Source organism: Nonomuraea sp. NPDC050680 (assembly GCF_040654555.1).
In the GTDB taxonomy this organism is placed as follows: domain Bacteria; phylum Actinomycetota; class Actinomycetes; order Streptosporangiales; family Streptosporangiaceae; genus Nonomuraea.
Genome location: NZ_JBFAIF010000014.1, coordinates 108353 through 134554 on the forward strand (window position 1 = coordinate 108353; position 26202 = coordinate 134554).

The 26202-nt window shown below is 68.5% G+C and carries 23 protein-coding genes and 1 pseudogene; 8 read left to right on the plus strand and 16 right to left on the minus strand.

Annotated elements, in window-relative coordinates; translation table 11 throughout:
• Window positions 1–230: 230 nt before the first annotated feature.
• Window positions 231–1244 (plus strand): DUF6528 family protein, encoded by a 1014-nt coding sequence (locus AB0H88_RS35495; RefSeq protein ID WP_357652295.1) that lies wholly within the window; start codon window positions 231–233, stop codon window positions 1242–1244.
• 87 nt (window positions 1245–1331) lie between these two features.
• Here the strand turns inward: AB0H88_RS35495 and AB0H88_RS35500 are convergent, their stop codons facing one another.
• From AB0H88_RS35500 to AB0H88_RS35520, 5 genes are all read right to left on the minus strand, one after another.
• Complete coding sequence (locus tag AB0H88_RS35500) at window positions 1332–1973, minus strand: response regulator transcription factor (RefSeq protein ID WP_357652297.1); 642 nt, start codon at window positions 1971–1973, stop codon at window positions 1332–1334.
• Window positions 1970–3235 (minus strand): histidine kinase, encoded by a 1266-nt coding sequence (locus AB0H88_RS35505; RefSeq protein WP_357652299.1) that lies wholly within the window; start codon window positions 3233–3235, stop codon window positions 1970–1972. Before AB0H88_RS35505 ends, AB0H88_RS35500 begins: the two co-directional genes overlap by 4 nt.
• A gap of 8 nt (window positions 3236–3243) precedes the next feature.
• Window positions 3244–4218: a hypothetical protein gene (locus AB0H88_RS35510; protein ID WP_357652301.1), complete on the minus strand. Its 975-nt coding sequence runs from the start codon at window positions 4216–4218 to the stop codon at window positions 3244–3246.
• Between the two features lie 161 nt (window positions 4219–4379).
• Window positions 4380–5834, minus strand: coding sequence for an OmpA family protein (locus tag AB0H88_RS35515; protein WP_357652303.1), 1455 nt, complete (start codon window positions 5832–5834; stop codon window positions 4380–4382).
• 371 nt (window positions 5835–6205) lie between these two features.
• On the minus strand, window positions 6206–6850 hold the full coding sequence (locus AB0H88_RS35520) for a TetR/AcrR family transcriptional regulator (protein ID WP_357652305.1): 645 nt from the start codon (window positions 6848–6850) through the stop codon (window positions 6206–6208).
• A 96-nt stretch (window positions 6851–6946) separates the two neighbouring features.
• On the opposite strand from AB0H88_RS35520, the gene AB0H88_RS35525 reads away from it, so the two are divergent.
• Together AB0H88_RS35525 and AB0H88_RS35530 are read left to right on the plus strand one after the other, a co-directional pair.
• Window positions 6947–7723 carry an alpha/beta hydrolase gene (locus AB0H88_RS35525; RefSeq protein ID WP_357652307.1) on the plus strand — a complete coding sequence of 259 codons (777 nt, stop codon included), beginning with the start codon at window positions 6947–6949 and terminating at the stop codon, window positions 7721–7723.
• Window positions 7724–7750: 27 nt separating this feature from the next.
• Window positions 7751–8188 (plus strand): annotated as a pseudogene (locus AB0H88_RS35530) (dihydrofolate reductase family protein); the annotation flags it as partial.
• A gap of 402 nt (window positions 8189–8590) precedes the next feature.
• Here the strand turns inward: AB0H88_RS35530 and AB0H88_RS35535 are convergent.
• Window positions 8591–8998, minus strand: coding sequence for a helix-turn-helix domain-containing protein (locus AB0H88_RS35535; RefSeq protein ID WP_357652309.1), 408 nt, complete (start codon window positions 8996–8998; stop codon window positions 8591–8593).
• 123 nt (window positions 8999–9121) lie between these two features.
• Between AB0H88_RS35535 and AB0H88_RS35540 the strand changes: the two genes are divergently transcribed.
• Entirely contained in the window at window positions 9122–9955 is an 834-nt protein-coding gene (locus tag AB0H88_RS35540; protein ID WP_357652570.1) for an enoyl-CoA hydratase/isomerase family protein, read from the plus strand.
• 81 nt (window positions 9956–10036) lie between these two features.
• Here the strand turns inward: AB0H88_RS35540 and AB0H88_RS35545 are convergent, their stop codons facing one another.
• The gene (locus AB0H88_RS35545; RefSeq protein WP_357652311.1) at window positions 10037–10486 is read right to left on the minus strand and encodes a MarR family transcriptional regulator; all 450 of its coding nucleotides are present in this window, start codon (window positions 10484–10486) and stop codon (window positions 10037–10039) included.
• Window positions 10487–10745: 259 nt separating this feature from the next.
• Here AB0H88_RS35545 and AB0H88_RS35550 point away from each other — a divergent pair, with 259 nt between their 5' ends.
• Together AB0H88_RS35550 and AB0H88_RS35555 are read left to right on the plus strand one after the other, a co-directional pair.
• Entirely contained in the window at window positions 10746–11672 is a 927-nt protein-coding gene (locus AB0H88_RS35550; protein WP_357652312.1) for a zinc-binding alcohol dehydrogenase family protein, read from the plus strand.
• Window positions 11673–11695: 23 nt separating this feature from the next.
• Window positions 11696–12916: an FAD-dependent monooxygenase gene (locus tag AB0H88_RS35555; RefSeq protein WP_357652314.1), complete on the plus strand. Its 1221-nt coding sequence runs from the start codon at window positions 11696–11698 to the stop codon at window positions 12914–12916.
• A gap of 125 nt (window positions 12917–13041) precedes the next feature.
• Here the strand turns inward: AB0H88_RS35555 and AB0H88_RS35560 are convergent, their stop codons facing one another.
• The gene (locus AB0H88_RS35560; RefSeq protein ID WP_357652316.1) at window positions 13042–13458 is read right to left on the minus strand and encodes an ester cyclase; all 417 of its coding nucleotides are present in this window, start codon (window positions 13456–13458) and stop codon (window positions 13042–13044) included.
• A gap of 71 nt (window positions 13459–13529) precedes the next feature.
• On the opposite strand from AB0H88_RS35560, the gene AB0H88_RS35565 reads away from it, so the two are divergent.
• Window positions 13530–14420, plus strand: coding sequence for a LysR substrate-binding domain-containing protein (locus AB0H88_RS35565; protein WP_357652318.1), 891 nt, complete (start codon window positions 13530–13532; stop codon window positions 14418–14420).
• 122 nt (window positions 14421–14542) lie between these two features.
• Here AB0H88_RS35565 and AB0H88_RS35570 read toward each other — a convergent pair whose 3' ends face one another.
• The 3 genes from AB0H88_RS35570 to AB0H88_RS35580 all read right to left on the minus strand — a co-directional run bounded on the left by AB0H88_RS35570 (window position 14543) and on the right by AB0H88_RS35580 (window position 16310).
• Window positions 14543–15214 (minus strand): DNA alkylation repair protein, encoded by a 672-nt coding sequence (locus AB0H88_RS35570; protein ID WP_357652320.1) that lies wholly within the window; start codon window positions 15212–15214, stop codon window positions 14543–14545.
• Between the two features lie 159 nt (window positions 15215–15373).
• Window positions 15374–16033 carry a DUF998 domain-containing protein gene (locus AB0H88_RS35575; RefSeq protein WP_357652322.1) on the minus strand — a complete coding sequence of 220 codons (660 nt, stop codon included), beginning with the start codon at window positions 16031–16033 and terminating at the stop codon, window positions 15374–15376.
• A 124-nt stretch (window positions 16034–16157) separates the two neighbouring features.
• Entirely contained in the window at window positions 16158–16310 is a 153-nt protein-coding gene (locus tag AB0H88_RS35580; protein ID WP_357652324.1) for a hypothetical protein, read from the minus strand.
• 394 nt (window positions 16311–16704) lie between these two features.
• Here AB0H88_RS35580 and AB0H88_RS35585 point away from each other — a divergent pair, with 394 nt between their 5' ends.
• Window positions 16705–18810, plus strand: coding sequence for an NACHT domain-containing protein (locus AB0H88_RS35585; protein ID WP_357652325.1), 2106 nt, complete (start codon window positions 16705–16707; stop codon window positions 18808–18810).
• A gap of 7 nt (window positions 18811–18817) precedes the next feature.
• Here the strand turns inward: AB0H88_RS35585 and AB0H88_RS35590 are convergent, their stop codons facing one another.
• The 5 genes from AB0H88_RS35590 to sigJ form a co-directional block, all read right to left on the minus strand.
• Window positions 18818–20221 (minus strand): M1 family metallopeptidase, encoded by a 1404-nt coding sequence (locus AB0H88_RS35590; RefSeq protein ID WP_357652327.1) that lies wholly within the window; start codon window positions 20219–20221, stop codon window positions 18818–18820.
• A 248-nt stretch (window positions 20222–20469) separates the two neighbouring features.
• Window positions 20470–23001, minus strand: coding sequence for an excinuclease ABC subunit UvrA (locus AB0H88_RS35595; RefSeq protein ID WP_357652329.1), 2532 nt, complete (start codon window positions 22999–23001; stop codon window positions 20470–20472).
• 145 nt (window positions 23002–23146) lie between these two features.
• Entirely contained in the window at window positions 23147–23677 is a 531-nt protein-coding gene (locus tag AB0H88_RS35600) for a pyridoxamine 5'-phosphate oxidase family protein (protein ID WP_357652331.1), read from the minus strand.
• A gap of 144 nt (window positions 23678–23821) precedes the next feature.
• On the minus strand, window positions 23822–25015 hold the full coding sequence (locus AB0H88_RS35605) for a cytochrome P450 (RefSeq protein WP_357652333.1): 1194 nt from the start codon (window positions 25013–25015) through the stop codon (window positions 23822–23824).
• Window positions 25012–26061 carry an RNA polymerase sigma factor SigJ gene (sigJ, locus tag AB0H88_RS35610; protein ID WP_357652335.1) on the minus strand — a complete coding sequence of 350 codons (1050 nt, stop codon included), beginning with the start codon at window positions 26059–26061 and terminating at the stop codon, window positions 25012–25014. The genes AB0H88_RS35605 and sigJ overlap by 4 nt, the downstream gene beginning before the upstream one ends.
• Window positions 26062–26202 lie beyond the last annotated feature (141 nt).

A 26202-nucleotide genomic window follows, 5' to 3' on the forward strand; every position in this document is an offset into this window, starting at 1 on the left:
AGAGGGCGGGCAAGGTCACTCCTTACCCGCAGCACGCGAGCGCGGCCGACGGGGGCGGGCGTGCGGACGATTCCAGAATCGAGCAGGCCCCACCCGGGTGAATCGAATCGATAGCGAATCAAAAACCAGCTCTTCTAGTCTCCGGCATCAACGAAATCCACCGCATGGAGCTCAGAGCCCTCATGCGTCTGTGCGCGGATGCGGTTCGCGTGCGCTATGAAGGAGATTAGATGGGACACGGCAAGTGGATGTCCGCGACGACTGGCGCGGCCCTCGTCGCCACGCTTGGCATGACCGCTCCGGCACAGGCCGTGAGCGCCGGGGACGCCTATGGCTGGGTCGTCATGGGCGACGGAAAGGCTCGCCAGGTCGTGGTACTGGACTCTCGGAGCAAGTCGTGGGACCCGGTCAAGGAGCCGGAGGCGCTGAAGTGGAAGTGGAAGCCGTCCGCCAAGAACGGATTCCCCGAGGCCGAGCTCGATGACTGCACGCTGTGCTCGGGGGCGATCGCGGATGCCCGGCTCCGTTATGGCGGACCGCGCCAGACCGGAGGCAAGTCGGTCCTCGCGGTGAACGACGGCGGTTTCATCGGTGCGGCGTCCTACCCGTCCGGCAAACGCCTGTGGGCCGTGGACACGGGAGGCGACGGGATCCTGCCCCACGCCGTGGAGTTGCTTCCCAACGGGAATGTCGTCGCCGCGGCCACCAAGGGGAGCTGGGTGCGGGTCTACACGGCTTCCCAGAGCCCGACCTCGAAGAAGTACGCGGAGTTCAAGCTGCCTGGTGGGCATGGCGTGCTCTGGGATCCGGCCAATGAGCTCCTGTGGGCGCTCGGCGACAAGGACCTGGTGGCGCTCAAGGTCGGCGGTACGCCCGCACAGCCGAGCCTGACCGAGACCCAGCGGGTCGCGCTTCCCGGCAAGAAGGGCGGCCACGACATGGCCCCGGTCTTCGGGGACAAGGGCCGGCTGTGGATCACCACGAACGACGCCGTCTACCAATACGTGAAATCCACGAGCTCCTTCACCACCGAGTACGCGAACGCTGACAACGTGAACGTGCGGCTCGTCAAATCTGTCGGCGATCAGCAGGGTACCGGACAGATCCTCAGGACCCGGCCGAAGAGCGGCTGCGGCGCGTCCTGGTGCACCGACACGGTGGAGTTCTTCGGCGGCACCGCGTCCCGCACCCTGCCGGGCGCCAAGATCTACAAGGCCCGCTGGTTCAGGCCGGACTACCAGTGACCGCGCCGAGCCTGGAAGAGCAGGTCAGCGATCGCTGCACGCAGCCCTGCTCAGCCATACATAGAGGTTTTGGCACCCCACAGGCGCCTAACGCTCGCCTGGAGTGACAACGCCGGACTCGTAGGCCAGGACCACCGCCTGGACCCGGTCGCGCAGCCCGAGCTTCGTCAGAATGCGCCCCACGTGCGTCTTGATCGTGGCCTCTGACAGGAACAGATCGGCCCCGATCTCGGCGTTGGACGCGCCCCGCGCCAGGGCGAGGAACACCTCACGCTCACGCTTCGTGAGCACCTTGAGCACAGCGTCCGGAGCGGTGTCGGTCTTCGCGACGAGCCGCCCGATGAGCCGCCGGGTCGTGGAGGGCGCGATGATCGAGTCGCCGCGATGCACGTGCCGGATCGCGGCGATGATCTCCTCTCCCGGCGCGTCCTTCAGCATGAACCCGCTCGCGCCCGCGCGAAGTGCGGCCAGTGCGTGCTCATCGAAGTCGAACGTGGTCAGCGCCAGCACCTTCGGCGGGTCGTCCAGCCGCTGGATCTCCCGAGTCGCGGTGACACCGTCCATCCGGGGCATGCGGATGTCCATCACCACCACGTCGACGCGCCGCGACTCCAGCGACTTCAGGGCCTCCAGGCCGTCAGCGGCCTCGGCGACCATCTCCATGTCGGGCTGGGACCCGACGACCATGGTCAAGCCGTTGCGCAGCAGTTCCTGATCATCGACGATCATGATCCTGATGATGGGAAGCTCCTCGACTCATAGGGCAGGGCGACCGACAGTACGTAGCCCGTCCCGGGCCGTCTGCCGGCCTCCAGGGTTCCGCCCACCATGCTGAGGCGTTCGCGCATCCCGGTCAGCCCGACGCCGGGCTCTTCGGCGGGCGGCCCGGCACCGTCATCCGTGATGGTGATGTGCAGTCCGTCCGGACGCCACGCGAGCGCCATGTCGGCGACGGCCGTCACCCCCGCGTGCTTGATGACGTTGGTCAGGCCTTCCTGGATGACGCGATAGGCGGTCAGGTCGACGGCGGGGCGCAGCGGCCGAACATCCCCGAGTTCCTGTACGGCGACGCGTACGCCCGTACCGCGCACATGGTCGAGCAGGTCGGAGAGGTCGCCGAGGCCCGGCTGCGGAGCGGTGCCGCCCTCGGCGCGCAGCACGCTCAGCAGCCCGCGCATGTCGCGCAGGGCGTCGCGGCCGACACCGGCGATGGTGGCGAACACGCCCGCCTGGGGCGAGTCCGGATCGGACAGCCTGCCGCCCTCCGCCTGGCTGACCATGACGGCCAGGGAGTGGGACACCACGTCGTGCATCTCGCGGCTGATCCGGTCGCGCTCCGCCCGTGTCGCCTCCGACCGTTCCCGGGCGCGGTCGGCCTCGGCGCGCTCGGCCTTCGCTGTGAGCTCGGCCAGGAACAACATCCGTATCCGGCTGAGACGGCCCAGTGACCACAGGCACGCCGCCGCGGCGATCAGCCCGACCGCCAGCCCGATCCGCCACGCGAGCAGCCCATAGGAGCCCGACGATCCGCCCCACGAGGCCGGAGTCCACGATCGTGCCAGGACCAGGAGCACTCCGGCCAGGGTGACGGCCAGGCAGAGCAGGCTGGGTAGCAGGCCGAGCCGGCCGGACACCGTGTAGAGCAGCAGTCCGAAGACCAGTGAGCTCGGCAGCAGCACCGACGGATAGTAGGCGCCGCCCGGGTCGTGCAGGGGCGGCAGCAGCACCAGCAACAGCATCGCCGCGGCGGCCAAGCCGTACGCCGCCACTGGGCGCACGCGACGCGGGACGACGCAACCATGCAGGACCAGCAGGCCGAGACCGGCGAGCAGGCGAGGGGACACCGGGCTGTCCGAGGCCCGGAGCAGGCTCAACGAGACCAGACCGAGCGGCAGGACGAGCAGGACGGCGAGCACGGCGTCGGCACCCACCTGATGCCGGTGGAGAAACGAGTCCACCGCGGCGCCGGACGGGAACGGGGACTCCTTCACACCTGCCATTATCCGTGAGCGAGCTGCCTGCGCCGGCTGAGGTATGCCAGCGCGGCCACCGCCAGGGCCGCGCCCCACAGCGGCCACAACATCTCCGGCAGCCAGGCACCCAGCTCGTCGCCCGCCCCCGCCGGGCCGACCTGCTCGCCGCTGAGCTTCTTGCGCACGTACATCAGCCCAGCGGAGGTGATGGGGAGGGAGACGGCCAGCGCCGAGCAGGTCGGCAAACGCGCTGGAATCGGCCGCCCGCGCAGGAACGGCACCCAGCGCGGCCAGATCTCACCCCACGGCCGGACCAGGCCGACGGTCAGGCCCGCGCCGATGAGAGCCAGAGCGCCGAGACCGGCGCCGATCGGGGTGATCTCGGCGATGTAGGCCAGGAACTCGTCGCTGATGCCTACGGGCACGCCCAGGAACCAGCCGAAGCGGGTGACGGCGTAGACGACGGGGACGGCGACCGCGACGGCCGTCGCGTACCGCCCGATCCTCAGCGCGCCGGCAACGCTGAAGGGCCGCCCGTGCCCTCCGAGAAGCGCCCGTATTCCCAGGACCATCAGGCTGACGCCGACTGCCGTCAGAATGAGCAGGTTGACGCTGGGCCAGGTCAGCATGCTCGCGATCAACGAGAACTCCGCCTGGCCGACGAGTACGGCGACCAGCATCACCGGCAGGTACCCCGCGGTCATCATGATGCGTACGTCGGGTAGGACCACGGCCAGGCCGACGCCGACCACGACCGCCACAACGGCGGGGGCCCGGCTGAGCGAGCCTCTGACAGCGAGCACGGCGACGCCGGCGGCCACCAGCGCCGACACCGCCAGCACGCCCCCGCCGACCGCAGCCGGAACGGGGTCGAGCAGGGTGTTGCCCACGCCCGCACGGCCTGCGTCGAACGGATACCCGGGCCCTCCGAGAGCCCAGAGCAGGCCGAGAGCCAGATAGCTCACCGACCAGACCCCGGCGATCAGGACTGGCACGACCATACGGCGGTTTCCTTGATGAGAGGTGTTCACCCGGCTCAATCTGCCGCCGCGACGGCGCCCCGCACATCGTCCCCGGGTCTCGTCGAGGTCCTTCGGAGGTCGCGACGGCGTCGTCCCCGAGGAGGACCTGTCAGCCGCTACGGCGAGGCCCCTGGACACGGTCAGCGTTCGATGGGGATTCCCGGGTAGACGCCTCCGTTGGCCACCTCCAGCGTGATGCTCGTGCGGTCGTCGGGCGGGGCGGGATAGTAGACGTAGGCCCTGCTGGTCTCGCCTGCATCCAGGGCGGGCACGTAGTTCTCGACGAACTCCGTGTACATCTTGAGCGGGTGGTAGCGCGCCTTGGTGGCCGGATCGACGAGGATGAACGCGCCGAACTCGGAGCCGGAGGAGAACTCGTGGTCCCATCCGGAGAAGGGGGCGAAGGACGGGACGAACGTGCCGTCGTTGGTCTTGGTGATGTCGAAGGAGGCCACCACGTAGGCCCCGTCACGATAGAGCGGCAGCACGTCCACCTTGAGCTTGTCCGGCTGGCTGCGGAATGACCAGGTGAAACCGGCCACCCGCGCTCCTGGATCGGCGCGGAAGGGGGCCGGCGCCACGGTGGAGCCGCCTACTTGGTCGGCGGAGGGGCTCGTGGTGGTGGTCACGTCCGGGCTCTGCTGCTTGATGGAGTAGGAAATCTCCACGCGGCGGTTCCTGGCCCGCCCCGCGGGATTGTCGCTGCCGTCCTGCTTCTCGTTCTTGGCGATCGGCTCGCTCTCGCCCTTGCCTGCCGATCTGTACTGGTAGTCGCTGCCGAGCCTGGCGGCCAGATACTTCTGCACCGCCTCGGCCCGCTTGACCGACAGCGTCTGGTTGTATCCGTCGTCGCCCTTGTTGTCGGTGTGACCGGTGATCGTGATGGGCGGTTTGGCAGGGTCGGCCCGTCGTCTGGTCTCCTCGACCACGTCATCGAGTACGGCCGCCGCCTTCGTGCTCAGACGTGCTTGGTCGAAGGCGAACAGTACGTCGGTGCGCAGGCCGATCGTCTCCGTGTCGCCCGCCTGCGTCGTGGTCTTCACCGGTGTCTCCACCAGTTCGTTCACGTCGGAGACGCTTGACCAGATCTCCCCGTTCGGCACGACGACGGGCCACTGGAAGGTGTCGCCGGCCTTCGGCATGTCAGAGGAGCTGCGCTCACGGGCGGTCGGTTCGGCGCCGCCGTCGGTGACCGGGATGCCGGTCATCGGGCCCATCGGCAGGTGGGGCACGATCGACATCGTCTTGGCGGTGGCGGGAAGCGGCGGGAAGTAAACCTCGACCGGGTAGCGCACGCCCGGCAGGAATTCCTCGGGATAGTCGGCAGTGGCCTTGCGATTCCTGGTGCCGAAGGCGTCGCCGTTGCTGTCATTCTCGCGCAGGGTGAAATATATCTTCCTGCCGATCGGGTCGAACAACCTGAACCTGTCGAAAGAGGTCGGCATAGTGCCGTAGCCGAAGTCGCCGGCGGTGTGGGTGGTCGCCGTGGTCATGATCTCCATGCGTAACACGGTCAGCTTGGCGTGCCGCTCGATGGCCTGCACCTGGATTCTGAAGGGGGTGGCGATGTAGAGACCGACCATGCCCTCGCTCACGTAGCTGCCCCCTGCCGCGGCTGGGGTGGAGGGCGGCGCCGAGGATGTGGCACTGGAAGCCGCGGCCGACGGGGTAACGCGCACCGGTTGATCCTTCGGGCCGCATGCGCAGGCCAGGATTACCGGGAGAACAAGAAGGGTCGCTCGCAAAGGGCGCATGCCGACAAAACCTTCCTATCTAGTTATAGGTCACCTGTGTGGCACAGTTGCAGATCAGTCAAACTCCTCGCCAAACGCCCAAGATGCCTGGCCTTGCGGTTGCCGAAAACTCTCCTGCGAGCCTCCGGCGACCTGGCGCTCCCCAGCGGCATCAACAGTGGCGGTGTCAGCGGCCGCCGATTCGGATCGGCTGCGTACCCTGTTGGGCTCGCTCAGGTCCGGTAGGCGGCGAGGAACACCCGGACTCCTTCGTCTGCGAAGCGGTGCAGGTCGGCTGGGGTGTACTGCTGTTCGTCTGCGAAGAACATGGCCCTGTCCATCGGCTGGGACAGAATCAGCCAGGCGAACTGCGCAGCGGCCCCGGACGGGTCGTCGATCCGCAGCAGGCCCCGGCCGGCCAGCTTCTGGAAGGTGTCGGCGAACGCGTCGATCGTGCGCCCCGGTGCCCGCTGGTAGTAGTCGCGCGCGATCGCGGGGAAGCGGCCCGCCTCGGCGATGAGAAGTCTGCGCAGCTGCAGCGTTCGTGGCTGGATGACCGTCGTGATGTAGCGGCGGGCGAGCTCGCCCAGGTCCTCCTCCAGGTTCTCGGTGTCGGCGAACGCGGCGACGGTGTCGGTGAAGTCGCCGACCCGTTCGGCGGCGCCGAGGATGATCGCGTTGAACAGCTGTTCCTTGTCGGTGAAGTGCTTGTAGACGGTCTGCTTGGACACCGCGGCCAAGGCGGCGACCTCGTCCATGCTGGTGCCCTGATAGCCGTTGCGCAGGAACAGTCCGGTGGCCGCCTCCATGATCGCCCTGCGCTTGCGGGCCGATCGGCCCTCCTCTTGAAGGGGGCTCGTCTGTGCCAGGTCTGTCATGTCCGCTCCTCTTCTCTCCTTCATTTTAGTACTAGACGGACCAGTACTCAACTCAGTACTGTACAGTCCAGTACCCAGCAGAGCGAGAGGAACCCCATGAACAAGGTCATCTCCACCGACGGCACCCCCATCGCCTACGACCGGACCGGTGAGGGGCCGGCGGTCATCCTGATCGGCGGCGGGCCCACCGACAGGTCGGTGAACGCGCCGGTAGCCGACCTGCTGGCCGATGGCTTCACCGTGTACAACTACGACCGGCGTGGCCGGGGCGAGAGCGGCGACACGGAACCGTACGCGGTGGAGCGTGAGCTGGAGGACCTGCAGGCGCTGATCACCGAGGCGGGCGGGTCGGCGATGGTGTACGGCACCTCCGGTGGCGGGCTCCTCGCCATCCACGCCGCGGCTCACGGCCTGGCCATCAGCAAGCTGGCGCTGTGGGAGGTGCCCTACATCCTCCCCGGCACTCGCCCGGCCGTCCCCGCCGACTATCGCGATCAGCAGTTCGCGCTGCGCGAGCAGGGCCGTTACGGCGACATGCTGGAGCTGTTCTTCCTGGAGGCGGTGCTGATGCCGGAGGAATTCGTCGCCGGCATGAAGGCCAGCCCGTTCTGGGAGGGAATGGGCGCCACCGCGCCCGCCCTGGCCTACGACGCCGAGCTCGCCGGCGACTTCAGCCTGCCCACCGAACAGCTGGCCGCCCTCACCGTCCCCGCGATCGTGATCGACGGCGCGACCATTCCGTGGATCAGCGCTGCCGCCGAGGCGATCGCCACCGCCCTGCCCAACCCCCGGCGCCGCACCCTGACCGGTCAGCCCCACAACGTCGATCCAGCGGCCATCGCCCCCGTGCTGGCCGAGTTTTTCGCCGCCTGACACCGCTCTGCGCCGGTCGCCGAGCAGTTCCACCAGGCCGACGCCCTGCTGCTCGGGCGGTCCACCTACGAGGTGTTCGCCGCGTCCTGGCCGCAGCGCGGCAGTGAGGTGCCGCTGGCGGAGCGGAGCAACTCCATGCCCAAACTGGTCGCTTCCACGACCTTGGGCACGGTGCTGTGGCACAACTCCACGCTGATCGGCGGCGACGTCACCACCGAGCTCACCAAGCTCAAGAAGGAACCCGGAAACAACATCACCATCAGCGGCAGCCCCACCCTGGTCCGGTCACTGCTGCGTGAGAACGTCCTGGACGAACTCCAGCTGCTTGTCCATCCCATCCTCCTGGGCCGCGGCCGGCGCCTCTTCGAAGACGACGGTCGGCGGACGCCGTTGCGACTGGTCGACTCCGCGACCTTCAGCACCGGAGTCCTTCATCTGACCTATCAACCCGCGCTTGATTCATAGAAAGGCGGGCTGGCGGCCACCTGTCCGTGTCACGCCGACGCCAAGAGGTTCTTAACGGGCTCTCCTATACACCAAGAAGCAGTGGTTCGTTCGGGCGATGACCACTCCAACCAAGTACGCGGAGGCCCACTACGCTGCCCTCACCGAGCAGGTTCAACCCGCAGAGTAGCGGCATAGAACCTGGGACGCTTCAGATGCCACCCACCGTGTGGTGCCTGCTCAGATCTGGTTCGCGCCTCCGTCAACGTAGAAGTTCGCACCGACGACGTAGCTGCTCTGTTCCGAGGCCAGGAAGGCCACCTGCGGCCGCCTCCTCGGCTTGACTGCAGACCCGTCCAAGCGCTGGTCAAACCTGTACCGCTTCATAACTCATCGCAGGAGATCCACGACCTCGTCGAACACTCACTTCCGGATGCATCCGTCGTAGTCGATCTGGCGTGCTCGGATCTCTTCGGCGTGGTTGACCGTCCAGTCGTAGAGTCGGCCGAACGGCTCGCGCAGGGATTCGCCGAGCGGGGTCAGGGAGTATTCGACCCCGATTGGTGAGGTCGGCAGGACGCGGCGCTCGATCATGCCGTTGCGTTCGAGGCGGCGCAGGGTCTGCGTCAGGACTCGCTGGGTCACGCCTTCGAGGCGGCGCTTGATCTCGTTGAACCGGCGTGGTTTCTCGAGCACGGCCATGACCATCATCGACCATTTGTCGGCGATCTGGTCGAGAATCGGGCGGCTCGGGCAGTCGGCCCGGAAAGCGATGCCGCTGCCCGCGGCGGTTCGGTAGATGGTGTCAGCGCCGGTCTCGGAAGCGGCCATGACGGTATCCTCCAGGATCCCTGAGATGCTCAAAGTGCGTTATTGACGCAGGTGGCGGCCCGATTCACTCTAGGTATACATCAGAAACCAAGATGCCTGCCAGATACCTACAGGGGTTCTCTCGTGGTCCATAGCAGTTACAAGACTCTTCGTGTCGCCGACGAAGCCGGCATTGCCCGCGTTACGATCGACAACCCGCCAGTAAATGTGCTGGATGTCGCGCTCATGACCGACCTGCGGGACCTGCTGACCGCCTTGCGCGACGACGGGTCGGTGCGGGTGATCGTGTTCGACAGTGCCGATCCGGAGTTTTTCATCGCGCACGTCGATATGACCTCCACTCCGGAAGCGCTGGCCGGACTGGCGGCCGCCGCCCCGGAGGGTGTGAACGTTTTCCAGGCCGTCGGGGAGATGCTGCGTCGCCAGCCGCAGGTGACCATCGTCAAGCTCGCGGGGAAGGCGCGCGGCGGCGGAGCGGAGTTCGTCGCGGCCGCAGACATGGCCTTCGCGGCGATCGGCCGTGCCGGGCTCGGCCAGATCGAGGCGCTCATGGGCATCGTCCCGGGTGGCGGGGGCACGCAGTACCTCGCCGCTAGGGTCGGGCGCAATCGTGCGCTGGAGGCGGTGCTCGGCGCCGAGTTGTTCGACGCGGAGCTCGCCGAGCGCTACGGCTGGATCAACCGGGCCCTGCCCGCCGACGAACTGGACGCGTTCGTCGACCGACTCGCCCGTAACATCGCGGCCCTGCCGGAGGGCGTAATCGTCGCGGCCAAGCACGCGATCGTCGCCGACGACCTGGCCGCAGGCCTGGTACGGGAGAACGACGCCTGGGCCGGCCTCGTCTTCCGTCCCGTCGCGGGGCAGTTGATCAGCGGCGGCCTGGCCGCGGGCGCCCAAACCCGCGACGGCGAACGCGATCTGGAGACCCTGATGCGAAACCTAGCCGGGATACGGTGAAACAGGTCATGCCCGTCGCGGCGGTCGCCTTCGCCGACGGCACGATCGTAGGCGCGGTGCAGGGGAGCCCGCTCCTCACCTTCAGCTCGCGGCCGTCGGCCCCGGTACGGCGTGTGCACGCGTCGAGCGGGTCAAAACGACGTCGAGCAGGTTGACGAGCTGATCGAGCTGATCCGGATCGAGGCGGCCGGTCGCGGGCGCCAGGGCACGCCGGATGTCGTCCTCTACTCGCTTGGCCAGTTCGAGCCCCGCTGGGGTGATGTACACCTCGACGACCCGGCCGTCATCGGGGTTCTTCCCGCGCGTCAGCAGCCCCCGGCGCTGGGCGCGGTCGATGAGGCCGGACATCGTGGACTTGTCCAGGCCAAGGTAGGCGGCCAGTTCGGTCATGCGGGCGCGGCGGTCGCGAAGGATGCCGAGCACCCGTAGCTGGGTGAGCGACAAATCGTGCTCGCCGCCGATGCGGGTCAGCACGCCTGCCACCTCGAAGGTGGTCCGGACGAGGGCGTCCATGGCATCGTCGGCGGTCATGCCGTCATTCTAGTCCGGCATGGTTGGTAATGCCAACCATGCCCTGGCCGCCGACGACCTTGTCGGCGTCGACGGATAGCGACGCGGCAACACCACCACGGCTGCGCCGCTCATCACGCCCGCCCGATGCGCTCCCCAAAGCGACGGCCGTATGACGCATCGTGACGTGGCATCGATCGCGCCGCACCGCTTGACATGATTTGTATTACCAACCACTATGGCAGTTGTTGGTAACACAAATCATCTTGAGGAGGCCGCCATGCACGCTGCCGTTATCCCCGCACCCGATGCCCTCCCGGTCTATCGCGACCATCCCGATCCCGCGCCACGTCACGGCGACGAGCTGGCCGTGGACGTTCTCGCGGCCGGCCTGCATCATCTGACCAGGGCCAAGGCGAACGGCTCGCACTACTCCAGCAACGGGATGTATCCGCTCGTTCCCGGCGTCGACGGCGTGGTACGTGACCACGAGGGCAACCTCCGCTACGTGGCCCTGGACGACACAGCTCTGGGGACGTTCGCCGACCGCACCCTCATCGACCCTCGCCGCAGCGTGATCCTGCCCGACGGAATCGACCCGGTGCGGATCGCCGCCGCGATGAACCCGGCCATGTCGTCCTGGGTCGCGCTGCGCCGGCGCGTCGACTTCCACGCCGGCCAGCGCGTCCTCGTCCTCGGCGCCACCGGCAACGCCGGACGGATGGCGGTCCAGATCGCCAAGCTGTTCGGCGCCGCCCAGGTCATCGCCGCCGGCCGCGACGCCACCCGCCTGAAGGCGCTGACCGCGCTCGGCGCCGACGAGACGGTCACCTTCGACCAGATCAGCCGCGCGGCCGACGTCGACGTGGTCATCGACTACGTGTGGGGTGAATGCGCCGCCGGCGCCATGACGGCGATGCTCACCGCCCGCGCCGACCGCTCCGCCCCGCTGGTCTGGATCCAGATCGGATCCGTCGCCGGCCGGACCGCGCCGATCCCCTCCGCAGGTCTGCGCTCAGCCCGCCTGCAGATCGTCGGCAGCGGCATCGGCTCGGTCCCCGCCCGGGACTTCCTCGCCGAGCTGCCGGAGCTGGCCTCGGCGGTGGCCGCGGGCACGGTCGACGTACAGGCCCGCGCCGTACCCCTCGCCCAGGTCGCGCAGGCGTGGAGCGCCGAGACCGATGACCGCATCGTCTTCGTCCCCTAGCCGCCCTATCTGAGGAATGAGCCATGACTTCGTTGAGCAGCAGCAGAAGACGGGCCCTGGTCGTGGGTCTCGGCGTCAGCGGCATCGCCACGGCGATCGGCCTGCGGCGCATCGGCTGGGACCCGGTGATCGTGGAGAGGGCGCCGGGCCGTCGATCGGGTGGTTACTTCGTCGTGTTGTTCGGCGCCGGCCAGGCCGCGGCGCGGCGACTCGGCATTCTCGACGCCATGCCCGACCGATCGCCGCTCGGCGGCATCACCTACACGGTGGACCGCGCCGGCGTCCGCAAACCCGGGCTGGGGTTCGGGGATATGCCCGGCTCGCCTCGTACGATGCTGCGTGGTGACGTGGAACGTGCCGCCTTCGCCGCGCTCCCGCACGACGTGGAGATCCGCTACGCGACGACCCCCACCCGCATCAAGCAGGACGCCTCCGGCGCCGAGGTGACGCTCGAACACGACGGTGGATCCGTGACCGAGCGATTCGACCTCGTCGTGGGCGCCGACGGGCTGCGGTCCACGGTCCGGCGTCTCGTCTTCGGCCCGCACGACAGACATCTGCATCGGCTCGGCTACATGATCGCGGCGACGATGCTGCCGGGCCCGGTCGGCGGTCTCCTCCCGCACGAGGGAGCGAGCCTCCTCGAGCCCGACCGGGCCATGTGGGTCTTTCCGTTCGCCGACCACCCGCCCACTGTGCTCTTCTCCTACCGCGCCGACGACGTCGACGCCGAGTTCACCGGCCGGCCCGCCGAGCGGGTGCGCGCCGCCTACGGACCTCAGCCCACGGGCCGGCTGCTCGGCGAGGCGCTCGACGCGCTCGAGGCCGCCGACGAGTTCTTGTTCGACTCAGTGGAGCAACCCCGCATGGACACCTGGTCGCACGGCCGGGTCGTGCTGGTCGGCGACTCCGCCTGGTCCCCCAGCCTGTACGCCGCCATGGGGATCTCCGCCGGACTCGCCGGAGCCGACCTGCTCGCCAGCATGCTGCACCGACACCCCGGCGACATCCACGGCGCCCTGTACGCCTGGGAGGCACAGCTCCGCCCGCACATGACCTACTACCAGGCCAACGGCGTCGAACAGCGAGATTTCATCACCCCCGGCAACCAGCGGCAGATCGCCCTCCGGCCCCTCATGGCGCGCAGCCTCCGGCTCCCGGTGATCGGCCATGCCTTGCGCTCCCTACGAAGCAACACCAAGTTCATCCAGCAACGGGAACTGGACATCGCCCACGCCGGCTGACACGAGCCGCGCCGGTGGCACGCACTCGAACGGGGATGCTCGCTTGCGCGGACCGGCGACGCCGAAGGTCACAAGGTGCGGGTGACAGTCGACCGGCCGGCTGATGTCGCACACCAGCCTTTCCGTCAAGCGCCACGGGTGAACTCCAGGCCGATCTGGGTGGCGATCGCGAAGTAGTCCTCCAGGTGCCAGGTCCGCACGATGCGGCCGTCGACCACCTGGTGGAAGTCGGCCGCCCGGAACTCGACCTCGCGGCCGGTGCCCTCGACGCCGAGCAGCTCACCGGTCTGCTTCGCGCGGTTGAGCGCCCGCACCGCAACCATGTCCCCGTTGACGACGACGTCCTCGATCTCGATGAACAGGTCGCTGAAAACCCCGCGAAGGTGGGCGATGCTCGCCTTCCATCCCTGTGGGCCGCCGCCGGCGCGCATGGGCGGGACGGCCTCCCAATCGGCGGCCAGGGCCTGGTCGACCAGCGCCGTGTCACCGGTGGAAAGAGCCTCGTAGAAGCGGCGGACCGCGATCTCGCTGTCAGTTTGCATGTGTCTCACGTTAGGGACGAGCACTCCCGGTGATCAAAGACCTGTTCTGGAACACGTCATACGATTCAGGCATGACGGATCTCGACCTCCGGCTGGTGCGCTACTTCGCCGCCGTCGCGTCACATCTGCACTACGGCCGGGCCGCGGCCGAACTGCGCATCGCCCAGCCGTCGCTGAGCCGGCAGATCAGCCAGCTCGAAGCCCAAGTGGGCGCGCGGCTGCTGGACCGTACGCGGCAAGGCACGCGGCTCACCGAGGCGGGAGCGGCCTTCCTTCCGTACGCCCAGGACTTGTTGCGCTCGTCCAAGCAGGCCACGGCCGCCGCCCAGGCCGCCGCGCAACCCACCCGGTTCACCGTCGGCTACACCGCGGGCCTGATCGTCACCCCGGCGGTGCGGAACCTGCGGCACCAACACCCCGACGCCGACGTGCGCACGCTGCATCTGGCGTGGAACGAACCGCGCGAGGCCCTGCTCGACCGGCGGGTCGACGCGGCGATCACCCGGCTGCCGCTGCGAACCGAAGGGCTGCGGGTGACGATCCTCTACGACGAGCCGAAGATGCTGCTCGTACCGGTCGGGCACCGGCTGGCGGGCAAGGAGTCGGTCACGCTCGACGACATCGAGGGCGAGCCGATCCCCCGCTTCCCGGATCCGGAGTGGGACGCGTACTGGCGGATCGACCCGCGGCCGGGAGGCCGCCCAGCACCGGGCGGGCCCGCGGTCGAGACCATCGAGGACAAGCTCGAACATATAGCCGCCGGGCAGGCCGTGGCCATCATCCCGGCCGCCCTGCACACCGGCGGCACCCGGCCCGACCTCACCACCATCCCGCTGCGCGGCGTCGAACCCGGCCACGTCGTCGTGGCGACCCGGGCCGCGGACTGCGGCCGGCTGGTGGCCGCGTTCCGCACGTCAGCCCGTGACTGCCTCGGGGTCGAGGAACCGGGGGACAGCCGTTAGCGAGGAGAACGATCTGGCTAGGGGGCAGAAGCGGAAACGGGTGAGATAGCTGCTGGTCAGCGTTCCTCCGCCGCTTGATGGGCGAGGTCGGGCTGCGGGTGAACGAGGCGTGCGAGCCCTCCCTACTTGTCGTGCCGCCGGCCCACCATCTCGTTGATCCAGATGGGCGCGAACGGAGACGTACAGCCTGGGGACGTGGGGTAGTCCTTGAGCACCGCCAGGCGCTCACCGATGTCGATCGCGCGGGCGCGGTGCTCGGCGTGCTCGATCCCGATCTGAGCCAGGCAGTCGTTCATCGCCCACTGCAGGCGATCCGGGGCGTCTTTCATCTCGGCCTCGATGACATCGAGCAGTCCTGCGAGGTCGAGTCCCCGTGGTTGCTTCGTCACGCGTTCGGCGGTCAGCGCCCAGCCGGCGCTCGCGACCACCGGGTCCGGATCGGCGGACCAGGCCAGGCGTAGCTCTTCGGCGTGCGGGTTCTTCTTCACCACGTAGTTCACGAGCCAGTCGTGCACCTTGGGTGTGCGCGCCGTGCGCAGCATGCCGTCCAGTTCGTCACGCTCGAACGCTTTCGGGCGGCAGATCAGGATCGCCAGCAGTTTCGCCGCGGTGTCATCCGTCTCCCAGAGCCGGCACGCGAGTTCCTGCTGCGTCTTCAGCCGCTTGGCGAGCGCGCGCAGCTTGCCGAGGTTCACACCGTGATCGTCACCGTGCCTCTCGTTCACCTCGCGCGCCTTCGGGTCCGCCAACCCGGCCAGCTCGGCCATCACCTCGCCCAGCGTCGTCTCGGCCACTTCAGCCTCCTGTCCGTCACGTGCGAATTCAGCCTAGACGGGAGCCGGCTTCGTACCGTAAATGCCGGTTCGGCGGCAGCCACCGACACGGGAGCTCGCATCTTCGCGCCCTGACCGCCCGGACCGCCCGGACCGCCCGGACCGCCCTGACCCTTGTCTTCACTTCGGGCGGCCGGTAGTCAGCCGTTGCGCCGCCAGGAGCGACGTCCATGCCAGGACGACCGCGATGGCGAGGGCGAAGGCGACATTGGCCACCCGGGAGCCCTGCGACGCGAAGAGCGAGATCCAGGCCGCCAGGAAGAGCGCGCCGGTCACCGTACTGAAGGCGGCCCAGCCGCGGCGGCCGGCCGCCGCGAACCGCCGCCCGAACGCGAAACACGCGGCGACCAGCGCGAGAAAGGCGACCCCGGAGACGAGGAAGTGCACCATCCCGTGCGTGCTCATGCTCGTGGGCGGGCCGAAGGGCGTCCCAGGCGGGAAGCCATCGGCAGGGTCGGCGGAGAAGAAGGCGGCGGCGACCATCCCGGCGCCGAAGACGCCGACCAGCCGCGGCCCCCAACTACCTTCCCAGCCCGCCGGACCGCGTGCCCGGTGCAGGCCGATCGCTGCCGCCACGAACAGCAGGCCGCTGACCGCGAAGTTGGCGATCTGAATCCATCCCTGGTCACCGTTGCTCAGCATGCTGGCCGGGTACCGGCTGATGTCGAACCCGTCCCTGGTGAGCATCTGCAGCAGTACCACGATGATGTAGAGCGGGCCGGCGACGATGCCGCAGCCCAGCAGCGTCCGCGTCGCCCCGCCAGTGAGGTTGTCGGTCATCGGTACTTCTCTGAGAACGGGACGGTTCACCGCGCGGCGGGTCATCTGTTGCCGTCCCCACCGGTCTCGGGAGCGAAGTGCCGCACATCCCGGTGGGTGGCGTCGATCTGGTTGACGATGTCGATCATTCCTCTTCTTCCTCCTTGTCGTTCGAGCCCGGACGTCCCTCCGCGGACGGCCTCTCGTCAAGCGGGTCGCGGCGCTCGCGCCGGGCGCGCGCGAGTTCGGTGCCCAGCGCGGCCAGGCGCCGGCTCCAGAACCGGCGAAAGCGCTCCATCTGGATGCCGACCTCCCCAAGTGGTACGGAGCCGACGCCGTACGGGCGTCGGGGGTGCCGACCGCGCCGCCGAGCACGTCGAGTGCGTGAACGGGACCAACAATTTCACTCCAGGCTTATATAAGTCAAGGCTGATTTAAGTCGAGTCGGGCCCTCGGCGGGAGCGTTCCGCTCGTACGGCGGGGCAGGCGTGCGGCTTATCGCTCCGATACCGCCAGGAAGAGGGACACAGGCGATCACTGGACAGACCCGATCCGGCTGGCCGAGATGCTGGAAGCGGGGCGGTGAGCTGTGATCCAGGCGGTCGTTGGAGGCTTTCGCCCCTTTGCGCAGTGGCCGGTGCTACGCGATGGAAGGCCATCGGCCGCAGGTCACGATCACTATGATGGCCGCCATGGTGGGCGAGCGGAGGTGGCGGGCCCGGCTGTTATGGCTGTCCATGGTGCTCGCGCCGGTCGTGGTGTCGGTGGCCGCCAACCAGGTGCTCAACGACGGCGTGTGGAGCGGCCCTTGGCTCGCCGGCACCATCGTGGCGGCGGTGGTGGCCGGGCTGATCGCCGAACGGGCCGCGCGCGTGCTCGCCCCCGCTCCCGGGACCGTCACCGAGACCATGCGGGAGCTCGCCCAACTGGTCCACGAGCGTTGGAGCGATGAGGTGGTGAAGCGCGCCCTGGGCGATCCGCCCATCCCGGTCTCCTGGCACATGACCCGCCGGACCAGGCTCATGGATCATCCGCACCTGATCGCCGACCGTGAGCCGGCGATCTCGGGCCGATCGGACGACATCACCGCGCTCGCCGCCGCCTTCCGCACGCTGCGCCGACGCCGCCTGGTCATCACCGGAGGGGCGGGCACAGGCAAGACCACCCTGGCCGTCCAACTGATGCTGGAACTGATCCGCACACGTGCCGACGACGAGCCGGTCCCGGTACTCCTGCCCGTCGCCGACTGGGACATCCAGACCTGCCCTCGGTTTCAGGATTGGGTGGCCGAGCGCGTGCGGACCGACTACGCCGCCTTGCGCACGCCGGGCAGCCGACAGGACGGCGCCGACATTCTCGCTGCCCGTGGCTCCATATTGGCCATTCTCGACGGCCTCGACGAACTGCCCGAGAACGCTCGCGGCAAGGTGATCGAGAAATTGTCCGACACGCTCATGGAACGCGATCAGGTGATCATCACCTCGCGTACCACCGAGTACGGCGACGCGGTCACCGCCGCACGGCGCCCGCTCAAGGCCGCCGCCGTCGTCGCACCCAAGGCGCTGCGCCCCCGCATCGTGGCGAACTACCTGAGCGACTGTCTACCTCCGCTTTCCTCGTCTTCAGCATGGACCACAGTCCTGCGCGCCCTCAGACAGGGCGCCGCGCCGGCCCTGGCCGACGTCACCTCCACCGCCATGGGCCTATGGCTGGTCCGGGCCGTCTACATCGACCAGCGCGACGCCGACCCGGCCCTGTTGGCGACCCGGTACGCCGACGACGCGCGGGCCCTGCGCGTCCACCTGCTCGACAATCTCCTTGGTGCGCTGCTGAACGCACGCGGAAAAATCCGGCCCACGACATGGGACCCGGACAGCATCACCGAATGGACGAGGCGGCTGGCACACTTGCAGGCCGAATCCGGCGGTCATGACCTGGCCTGGTGGCGGCTGACCGACCAGGCGCTGCCCGCCTCCCGGACACGGCGCGCGCTTGCCCGTACCTGGATCGGCTTGTTGAGCGGTCTGGTGTTCGCGCTCCCGGCCGCGTTGAGCGCCATTCTGTCCTATGGGCCGGTCTTCGGCTCTGCCTTCGGCATCTGCTTCGGCCTGTCCGCGGTGCAGGCCGCCCGCATTCCCGACTTCGCTCCGCTGCGTGTACGGCAACGGCTGCGGGACTTCACCCGCGGCCTGTTGTCTGACGTGCCGTCGATCTTCCTCATCCTGCCGGCCGGCCTCGGCCTGCCGGCGGTGGGCTACAGCACGTGGGTGCACGGCTGGAAGATGGGCGTGGCCACTTTGATCTCAGCGCTCGGCCTCGGCTGGGTGGGCCTGCGGGTCTCGCGGCAGGACACGAAGCCCGCCGAGCCGGACGAGAATCGGCTCCCCCCGTTCACCGCCGCCGTCACTCCGCAGTCCAGCTGGCAGGTCAACCGAAGCCTCGTGGGCTTGCAGTTGATGAACGCGCTGCTCCTGGGGGCGACCGTCGGCTTCGCTGTCGATTTCATGAACGAGGCGTCCATCGTGCCACCTCACCCGTCCGCGGCCGCGGACGCGGGAATGGGCATCATCTTCGGCGTGGCGTTCGGTCTGGTGACCAAACGCCAGCACATGTGGCTGATGTCCACCATCGCCCTGCTACATCTTGGGCCATCGGGCCGGCTGCCTTTCCGCTTGATGCCCTTCCTGCATGATCTGCACCACCTGGGCGTCCTGCGGAGCGTGGGGCCCTTCTACCAGTTCCGCCACGCCGAACTACAAGATCATCTCGCTGGCAAGGCGACCTGCCACTCCCCCTGACAGGCTGTCACCATGTCACGGGCTTGCTCGGGGTGAACAGCCAGACGTTGAAGAACTCGGTCAGGTCCTGGCCGGAGATCTTCTCCGCGAGCGTGATGAACTCCTCGGTGTCGGCCAGGCCGTAGCGATGATCGGCCGCCCACGTCCGCAGCAGCCGGAAGAAGGGTTCATCGCCGATCTTCACGCGCAGCGCCTGGAGCGTCATGCCGCCGCGGTTGTAGACGGCGGTGTCGAACATGGTGTCGCGCTGCGGGTCGGCCACCTTCGACAGCCAGAACGACTCCGGCCTGGTGGCGTACTGCTGGTCGAACCACGCCTGGACGGTCTCGCCGCCGGTGTGCTCGGTCCAGTAGCGCTGGGCGAAGGTGGCAAAGCCCTCGTTGAGCCAGATGTGCTGCCATGTCCGCACCGAAACGCTGTCGCCGAACCACTGATGGGACAGCTCGTGCGCGACCGTGGTCTCGCTGCGGACGGCGGAGTACAGCGGCTTGGTCTGATTCTCCAGCGAGAAGCCGACGATGGGGACGTTGTCGACGATCGCGCCCGTCTCCTCGAACGGGTAGCGCCCGAACAGCTCGCTCCAGTAATCGGTGATGTCGGCGGTCTGCTGGAAGACGACCTCGGTACCAGGCACGGTCGGATCGGTGGCGACCCATTCGCGCAAGCCGTCCGGCGTCCTGCCCTTCTGCACGTCGAACCGGCCGATCGTGGCCGTGACCAGGTACGACGCCATCGGACGCAGCTCGTTCCACAGGAAGGTCGTCGTGTCACCGTGAGTGGCCTGCGCCGTCAGCACGCCGTTGGCCGCGGCGGTGAGCCCCTTCGGGACGGTCACCGAGATGGAGTAGGTCGCCTTGTCGCTCGGGTGGTCATTGGAGGGGAACCAGGTGCTGGCCGCGTTCGGCTCGCAGGCGACGAGCGCGCCGTCCTCCGTGGCGATCCACCCGTACGGCAGGCCGAACACGATCGGGCCGCCGAGCGGCTGCGGGATGCCGTCGTAGGTGACACCTACGTCGAACACGCCATGACGCCGCAGACCCGACCTGGGGGTGACGATCAGCTCCTGGCCGTCGCGCACGTAGGAGGCCTGGCGGCCGTTGACCGTGACCGATCTCACGGTGAGCTGCTGGAAGTCCAGATCGAAGCGGGACAGGTCCTGGGTGGCGCGAGCCAGCATGTGCACCGTCCCCCTGAGCACCTTGGTGGCAGGGTCGTAGCCAAGGTTGAGGGAGTAGTGCTGGGCGTCATACCCGCCGTTTCCCTCCAGGGGGAAGTAGGGGTCACCGAGGCCAGGCGCCCCCGGCCGGAAGTCGGGCGGCGCGGCCGCGGCAGAGGACGGGGCGACTGCGAAGGTCATGGCCGCCGCCATGCTGAGAGCGGCGGTCCAGCGAGCGATCTGGGCAAGCACCATCGCAAGCCTCCGTGGGGGTAGGTCATTAGCCCGAGAGTGAAGGAAAAACCCGAACTTGTCCGGACCCAAGATTCGGCCTCCGCGTCGAACACCACCACCACGGCCTCAGACTGTCCATCGCCCACGCCGACGACGCCACGTTCACCGCGAACGCGGGGTGGCCCCTCGATAGAGATCCACGGGTTCGAGCCCCGGTCGCCCTACCACTCCCCACACCTCTTCCGGCTCAGGTTTCGTCTGCCGCCGGGTCAGGGCCGACCAGGCACCGAAACGACTTCTCGCATCTCCAGGAGCGGCAGGCCCGCCGCGTACCGGCGGAAGAAGCCGGCTGTCGGGGTGTCCGCCGTCGCGACGGCGTCCGGGGTGCCCTCCGCGACCACCGCGCCCCCGTCCGGACCGGCTCCCGGCCCCAGGTCGATCACCCAGTCCGCGGACGCGGCGACGGGGATGTCATGTTCGGCGACGACGACGGTGTTGCCCGAGTCGAGCAACACATCGAGCGCATCCACCACACGCTGGATGTCAGACGGGTGCAGGCCCGAGACGGGCTCGTCGAGGACGACGAGGCCGGCTTTGCGGCTCCCGGCACCGCGCTGGATCGCGGACGCCAGCTTCAGCCGCTGCGCCTCGCCGCCGGACAGCTCTGTTGCGCTCTGGCCGAGCTGGAGATAGCCAAGTCCGACCTGGTTCAAGGATTCCAGGATCTCCGTGAGCTGCCGGGGCTCGGCGAACCGCTCCACGGCCTCGGCGACGGTCAGCTCCAGTACCTGGTCGATGGCCAGCCCCTGGTATCTGATTTCCAAGGCCTCCGGCTGGTAGCGCCGCCCCTCGCACGCGTCGCAGACGACCCACACATCCGGCAGGAAGTGCATGTCAACCAGCTTGCGGCCATAACCGGTGCAGGTCTCACAGCGGCCGCCACCCGAGGTGTTGAAGCTGAACCAGGAGGCATTGACCCCGCGCCCGCGCGCCATGTCGGTTTCGGCGAACAGCTTGCGGACGATGTCGAATGCCTTGCTGTACGTAGCCGGGTTGGACCGCGGCGTGCGCCCGAGCGGTTCCTGATCGACGACGGCGACCCAGCCGAATCCCTCGAAGCCGGTCACCTCCCGCACCGTGTCGGTCACCGCCCCGTTGAGTGCGGCCTCCACGCTCGTCCCGAGCACGCCTAGCAGGCTGCTCTTGCCGCTGCCGCTCACCCCGGTCAGGCAGGTGAGCCGACCGGTGGGGAAACGCACCAGTTCCGCGGTCACGTTGTGCGCGCGCAGGCCGTGCAGTTCCACCCAGCCGGTGTCGTCCCCGGCCGGGCGGCGGGTCCGGCGCAGCCGCGGCCCTTCACCGGCCAGATAGCGTCCGGTCAGCGACTTCGGGTGGGCGGCCGCGTCGGCGGGCGGCCCCGACACCAGAACCTCACCGCCGAGACGGCCCGCGCCCGGCCCCATATCGATCACCCAGTCGGCCCGGGCGATCAGCTCAGGGTCGTGCTCGACAAGGAGCACCGTGTTGCCGGCCGCGCGCACTTCCAGGGCGATGTCGAGCAGGTGTGCCTTGTCCGCCGGATGCAGTCCGGCCCCGGGCTCGTCCAGGACGAAGATGATGCCGCTCAGCTCGGTGCTGAGCTGGGCGGCGAGCCGGGTCCGCTGCAACTCACCCCCGGACAGCGTCGCCGCGCTCCGGGACAGCTGGAGATGGGCCAGGCCGAGCCGGTCAAGGATGCCAAGCCTGCGGCCCAGGTCCTGCAGCAGCGGCTCACCCACTTCGCGCTGCCGGGAGCCCAGGTCGTCCGCCACGCGCTTCACCCACCTGCGAACCTCCCGTACTTCCACCTCGAGCAGGTCGGGATAGGTCAGCCCGCCGAGCCGCACGGACAGGGCCACCTGGTCGTACCCGCTGCCACCGCAGGTGCCGCAGGGCCGCTTGCGCATGTACGGCAGGTAGCGCTGCTTGGCGCTGGAGGTCTGGGCGTTCACGAACACCCGCTCCACCTCGGCGAGAGCGCCCCGCAGCGGCTCGCTCAAGGTGTAGGTCACCTGGGCCGTCTCATTCTTGTTCGTCATGTCGACGGTCGCCTCGATCTTCTCGTCACCCGTGCCATACAGCACGCAGTGACGGAACTCCTCAGGCAGCGACTGCCAGGGCCGGCCGAGGTCCACGCCCCGCTTCTCGGCAAGCGCCGGTACGAACGCGTGCTCTCCCGACCGCCACTTCGCGTACCAGGGCGAGGCCCCCTCGAACAGCGGAAGCTCCGGGTGAGTGATGACCAGGTCCTCCTGCGCCTGCCAGCGCCCGCCCACCCCATGGCAGTCCGCACAGCTGCCTTCCGGCGTGTTGCGGTCGAAGTGAGCGGTCGTCAGATACCCGTCCCCCATCTCCGCCGCCGGGTCCGCGCCGATCCCGGGAAGGCGCGAGTACAACAGCCCCAGGTGCCCGTCGATGCCGGTGATCGTCGCGACCGTGGAGCGGGGGTTGCGGTTCAAGCGACGCTGATCGACCGCGAGCGTCGCGCCGAGTCCCAGGATGCGGTCGACCTTCGGACGATTGCGCTGGGTGATGTACTGCCGTACGAACGGCGAAAGCCCCTCCAGATACCGCAGCTGGGCCTCATTGTGCAGAGTGTCGATGGCCAACGAGGTCTTGCCGCTGCCGCTCACTCCCGTGAACGCGACGAGCCGCCCTTTGGGGATGCTCACCGACACGTCCCGCAGGTTGTTGGTACGAGCCCCCACCACGTCGATGGTCTCGCCGCCCATACCAGCGACGTCCCGTACGAATGCCGTCAACCTTCGTCCACCCTCTCGCAACGCAGCAGGACATGGGCGGACAGGCCCCGCCCATGCCGAATGAACCGATCACGCCACTACGCGGCGGCCGCTCTGACCAGGTCTCTCGGCACGTGGCCGGTCCCGATGCGGCACGTGCCGCGGATCAGGACCGAGACATCGCGGTGACCTTGGCGACGTCGGGGGCGTAGGCGCTCATCCAGTGCGGATGCAGCCGGTAGTAGACCACTTCGTTGTCCCAGTCGAAGAAGTCGTCGCCATAGAAGTCCTTGAAGTAGGCGAGCAGGTCCGGCCAGTCCGCGGCCGGCTCGCCACCGAAGGGATTGAGGATCTCCACCGTGCCGTGTGTGAACACGCCCAGGTCCTCACCGCGCATGTGCGCGGCGCTGACGGCGGGGCGGGCGGCCAGATGGCGGGCCTTGGCGGCTTTGCGCGCCGTACCGAAGTGCCACTTGCCGTGCAGGAAGTGCCCGTCCACCCCGCTGATCCGCGGCTCGCCCTTGGCCGTCACGGTGGAAAGGGCCAGAGGGCACATCCCGGTGAGGACGCCGGCGAGTTGCTCTGCGGTCAGCGTTCTCTCCGTAGTGATGATCGAGCGGAGATGCGAGGTGGAAAGGGAGAGAGAAGCATCCAGTAGGACCTGCAGCTCTTTGAGATCTTCTGGGGTTTCGCGCATTGCGGTCCTTGTCTAAGCGTCTATCCGTAGGGCTCGGCCCACGTCCTCCATCAGGGCCGACCGGCGAAACCATGCTCGCTCCAAAACCCGACATCTTGTGTCATGTTTTTCATTGCTTGTGCGGACATCAGGGCGACCGCCCGCTCACCAGGTCACCGGCAGCGCGTTCAAGCCGTATACGGCGCTGAAGGCCCGGAAGTCGGCCTGCTCGTCCGGGTCGGCCGGGGCGAGGCCGGGGAAGCGCCGCAGCAGGGCCGGGAAGGCGATGCGCATCTCCATCCGCGCCAGCGGTGCCCCGAGGCAGTGGTGCACCCCGTGGCCGAAGGCGACGTGGCCGGCGGCTCGCCGGGTGATGTCAAGGGTGTCGGGTTCGTCGATGAAGGCGCGGTCGCGGTTGGCGGCGGGCGGGGAGCAGATCACCAGCGAGCCGGCGGGGATGACATGTCCGGCGATCTTCACCTCCGTCGTGGTCGTGCGGGGCGGCAGCGACTGCACGATGGACAGCCAGCGCAACAGCTCCTCGACGGCGGGCTCGACCTGCGCCGGATCATCGCGGATCATCGCGAGCTGGTCCGGGTGCCGCAGCAGGGCCAGGGTGCCCAGGCCGAGCATGTTCGAGGTCGTCTCGTGCCCGGCCAGGAGTAGCAGTCCGGCGATGCCGATCAGCTCATCGGTACTGAGATCGTCGCCGTGCTCGCGTACCAGCATGCCGAGCATGTCCTCACCGGGGTCCGCCTGCGCGCGGGCCACCAGGCCGGTCATGTAGGCGCGGTCCTCCCGCCGCGCGGCGGCCTGTTGCTCCATCGGCAACGCCACATCCAGCATGCGCGCGGAACGCTCCTGGAACTCGGCGCGGTCGGCGTACGGCACACCCAGCAGCTCACAGATCACCAGCGAGGGCACCGGCAACGCGAAGTGCGCCACCAGATCGGCCGGCTTACCGGCCCGCTCCAGATCATCCAGAGCCGACTCCACGATCTCGGTGATCCGCGGCTCAAGCCGGCGCATCCGGCGCACCGTGAACTCCGGGGTCAGCATCCGCCGCAACCGCGTGTGCTCCGGCGGGTCGAACCCGATCAGCCCCCCGGCCCGCATCTTGACCTGCTCCTCGGCGTCCATGTCACCCGATCCCGGGAACGGTGTCAGGGCACTGCTGAACCGGGCCGGATCCGACAGCACCTGGCGAACATCCTCATGGCGGCAGACCAGGTACGCGGGCTCGCCGGACGGCGTCACCACCCGCACCACACCCTCGCCGTCGCGTGCCCGGCCCAGCTCCTTGGCCGGGTCGAACCCGTTACGCCGCATCTGCAGCGGCAATTCCAGCGCTTGCGTCATCGTCTGTCCATCCATGTCGTCGTCGTGTGTGTGAGCGTCTCTGTGCCGCCGTTCAGGTGTGAGGCGGCCGGCGTTTGGCGTCTGGGCGCGACTCGCTGTTCCTGGTGCTGCGGTCCCACCGTCCACGACCGGAGCTTGTCGGGGTTGCGTACCGCCCAGATGTGCTTGATCCGGTCGCCTGCGACGTCGAACGCGTACACCGATACGGTGACTCCGTCCTGCTGGGCGATCAGGCCGGGCCGGCCGTTGACCGTACGCTCCAGGATCGTCAGGTCGCGAAGCCTGCCCTCGAGATGGAGCAGGGAGCGCACCACCTGCTCGGCGCCTTCGACCGGGTGGCGCATGGCGCCGACGACGCCGCCGCCGTCGCTGATCGCCGTGGCGTCCGGGTCGAGGAGGTGGATGAGGGCGTTGATGTCCTTGGCCTCCCATGCCTGTTTGAAGTCCCTGACGATCCGGGCCTGCCGGGCCGCCGGCGTCGACGAGGCCTGCGCGGCGCGGATGCGGCGGCGGGCCGAAGTGGCCAGCTGGCGGCAGGCCGCCGGGGTACGGCCGACGATCTCGGCCACTTCGGCGAAGGGATAGCGGAAGACGTCGTGCAGGATGAACACGACGCGTTCGGCGGGGGTCATCGACTCGAGCACGACGAGGAAGGCCATGTTGATGGACTCGTCGAGGGTGACGCGGTCGGCCGGGTCGATGGGGGTGCCGTCCGGCCGCCCGCTGGTCCACTCCGTATGTTCGGGTAGCGGCTCGGGGATCCATTCGCCCACGTAGGTCTCTCGCCGGGCCCGTGCCGAGGAGAGCAGGTTCAGGCAGATGCGGCTGGCGACCGTGGTCAGCCAGCCGGCGACCGATTCGATGCTCTGCTGCTGCCGGCGGGACATGGCGTACCAGCGGGCGTAGGTCTCTTGGACGACATCCTCGGCATCGGCCAAGGAGCCGAGGAGCCGGTAGGCGAGATTGATCAGCCGACGCCGCTCGCTCGTGATCTCGCTCAGGCTCGGATCGAGCAGGCCGTCTCCTGGCCCGGGCTGGGTGGTCATGGCGTCCCCGGCTTCTTTTGTCGCACTCGCTGTCGGTAGGACGACAAGACAGCCCTTCGAAATGTGAGGTTGGCGCGTCGCCTCACATTCTGCGGTGCTGTGTTGTCCAACTAGCGAGACACCATCCAGCACGCAGGAAGC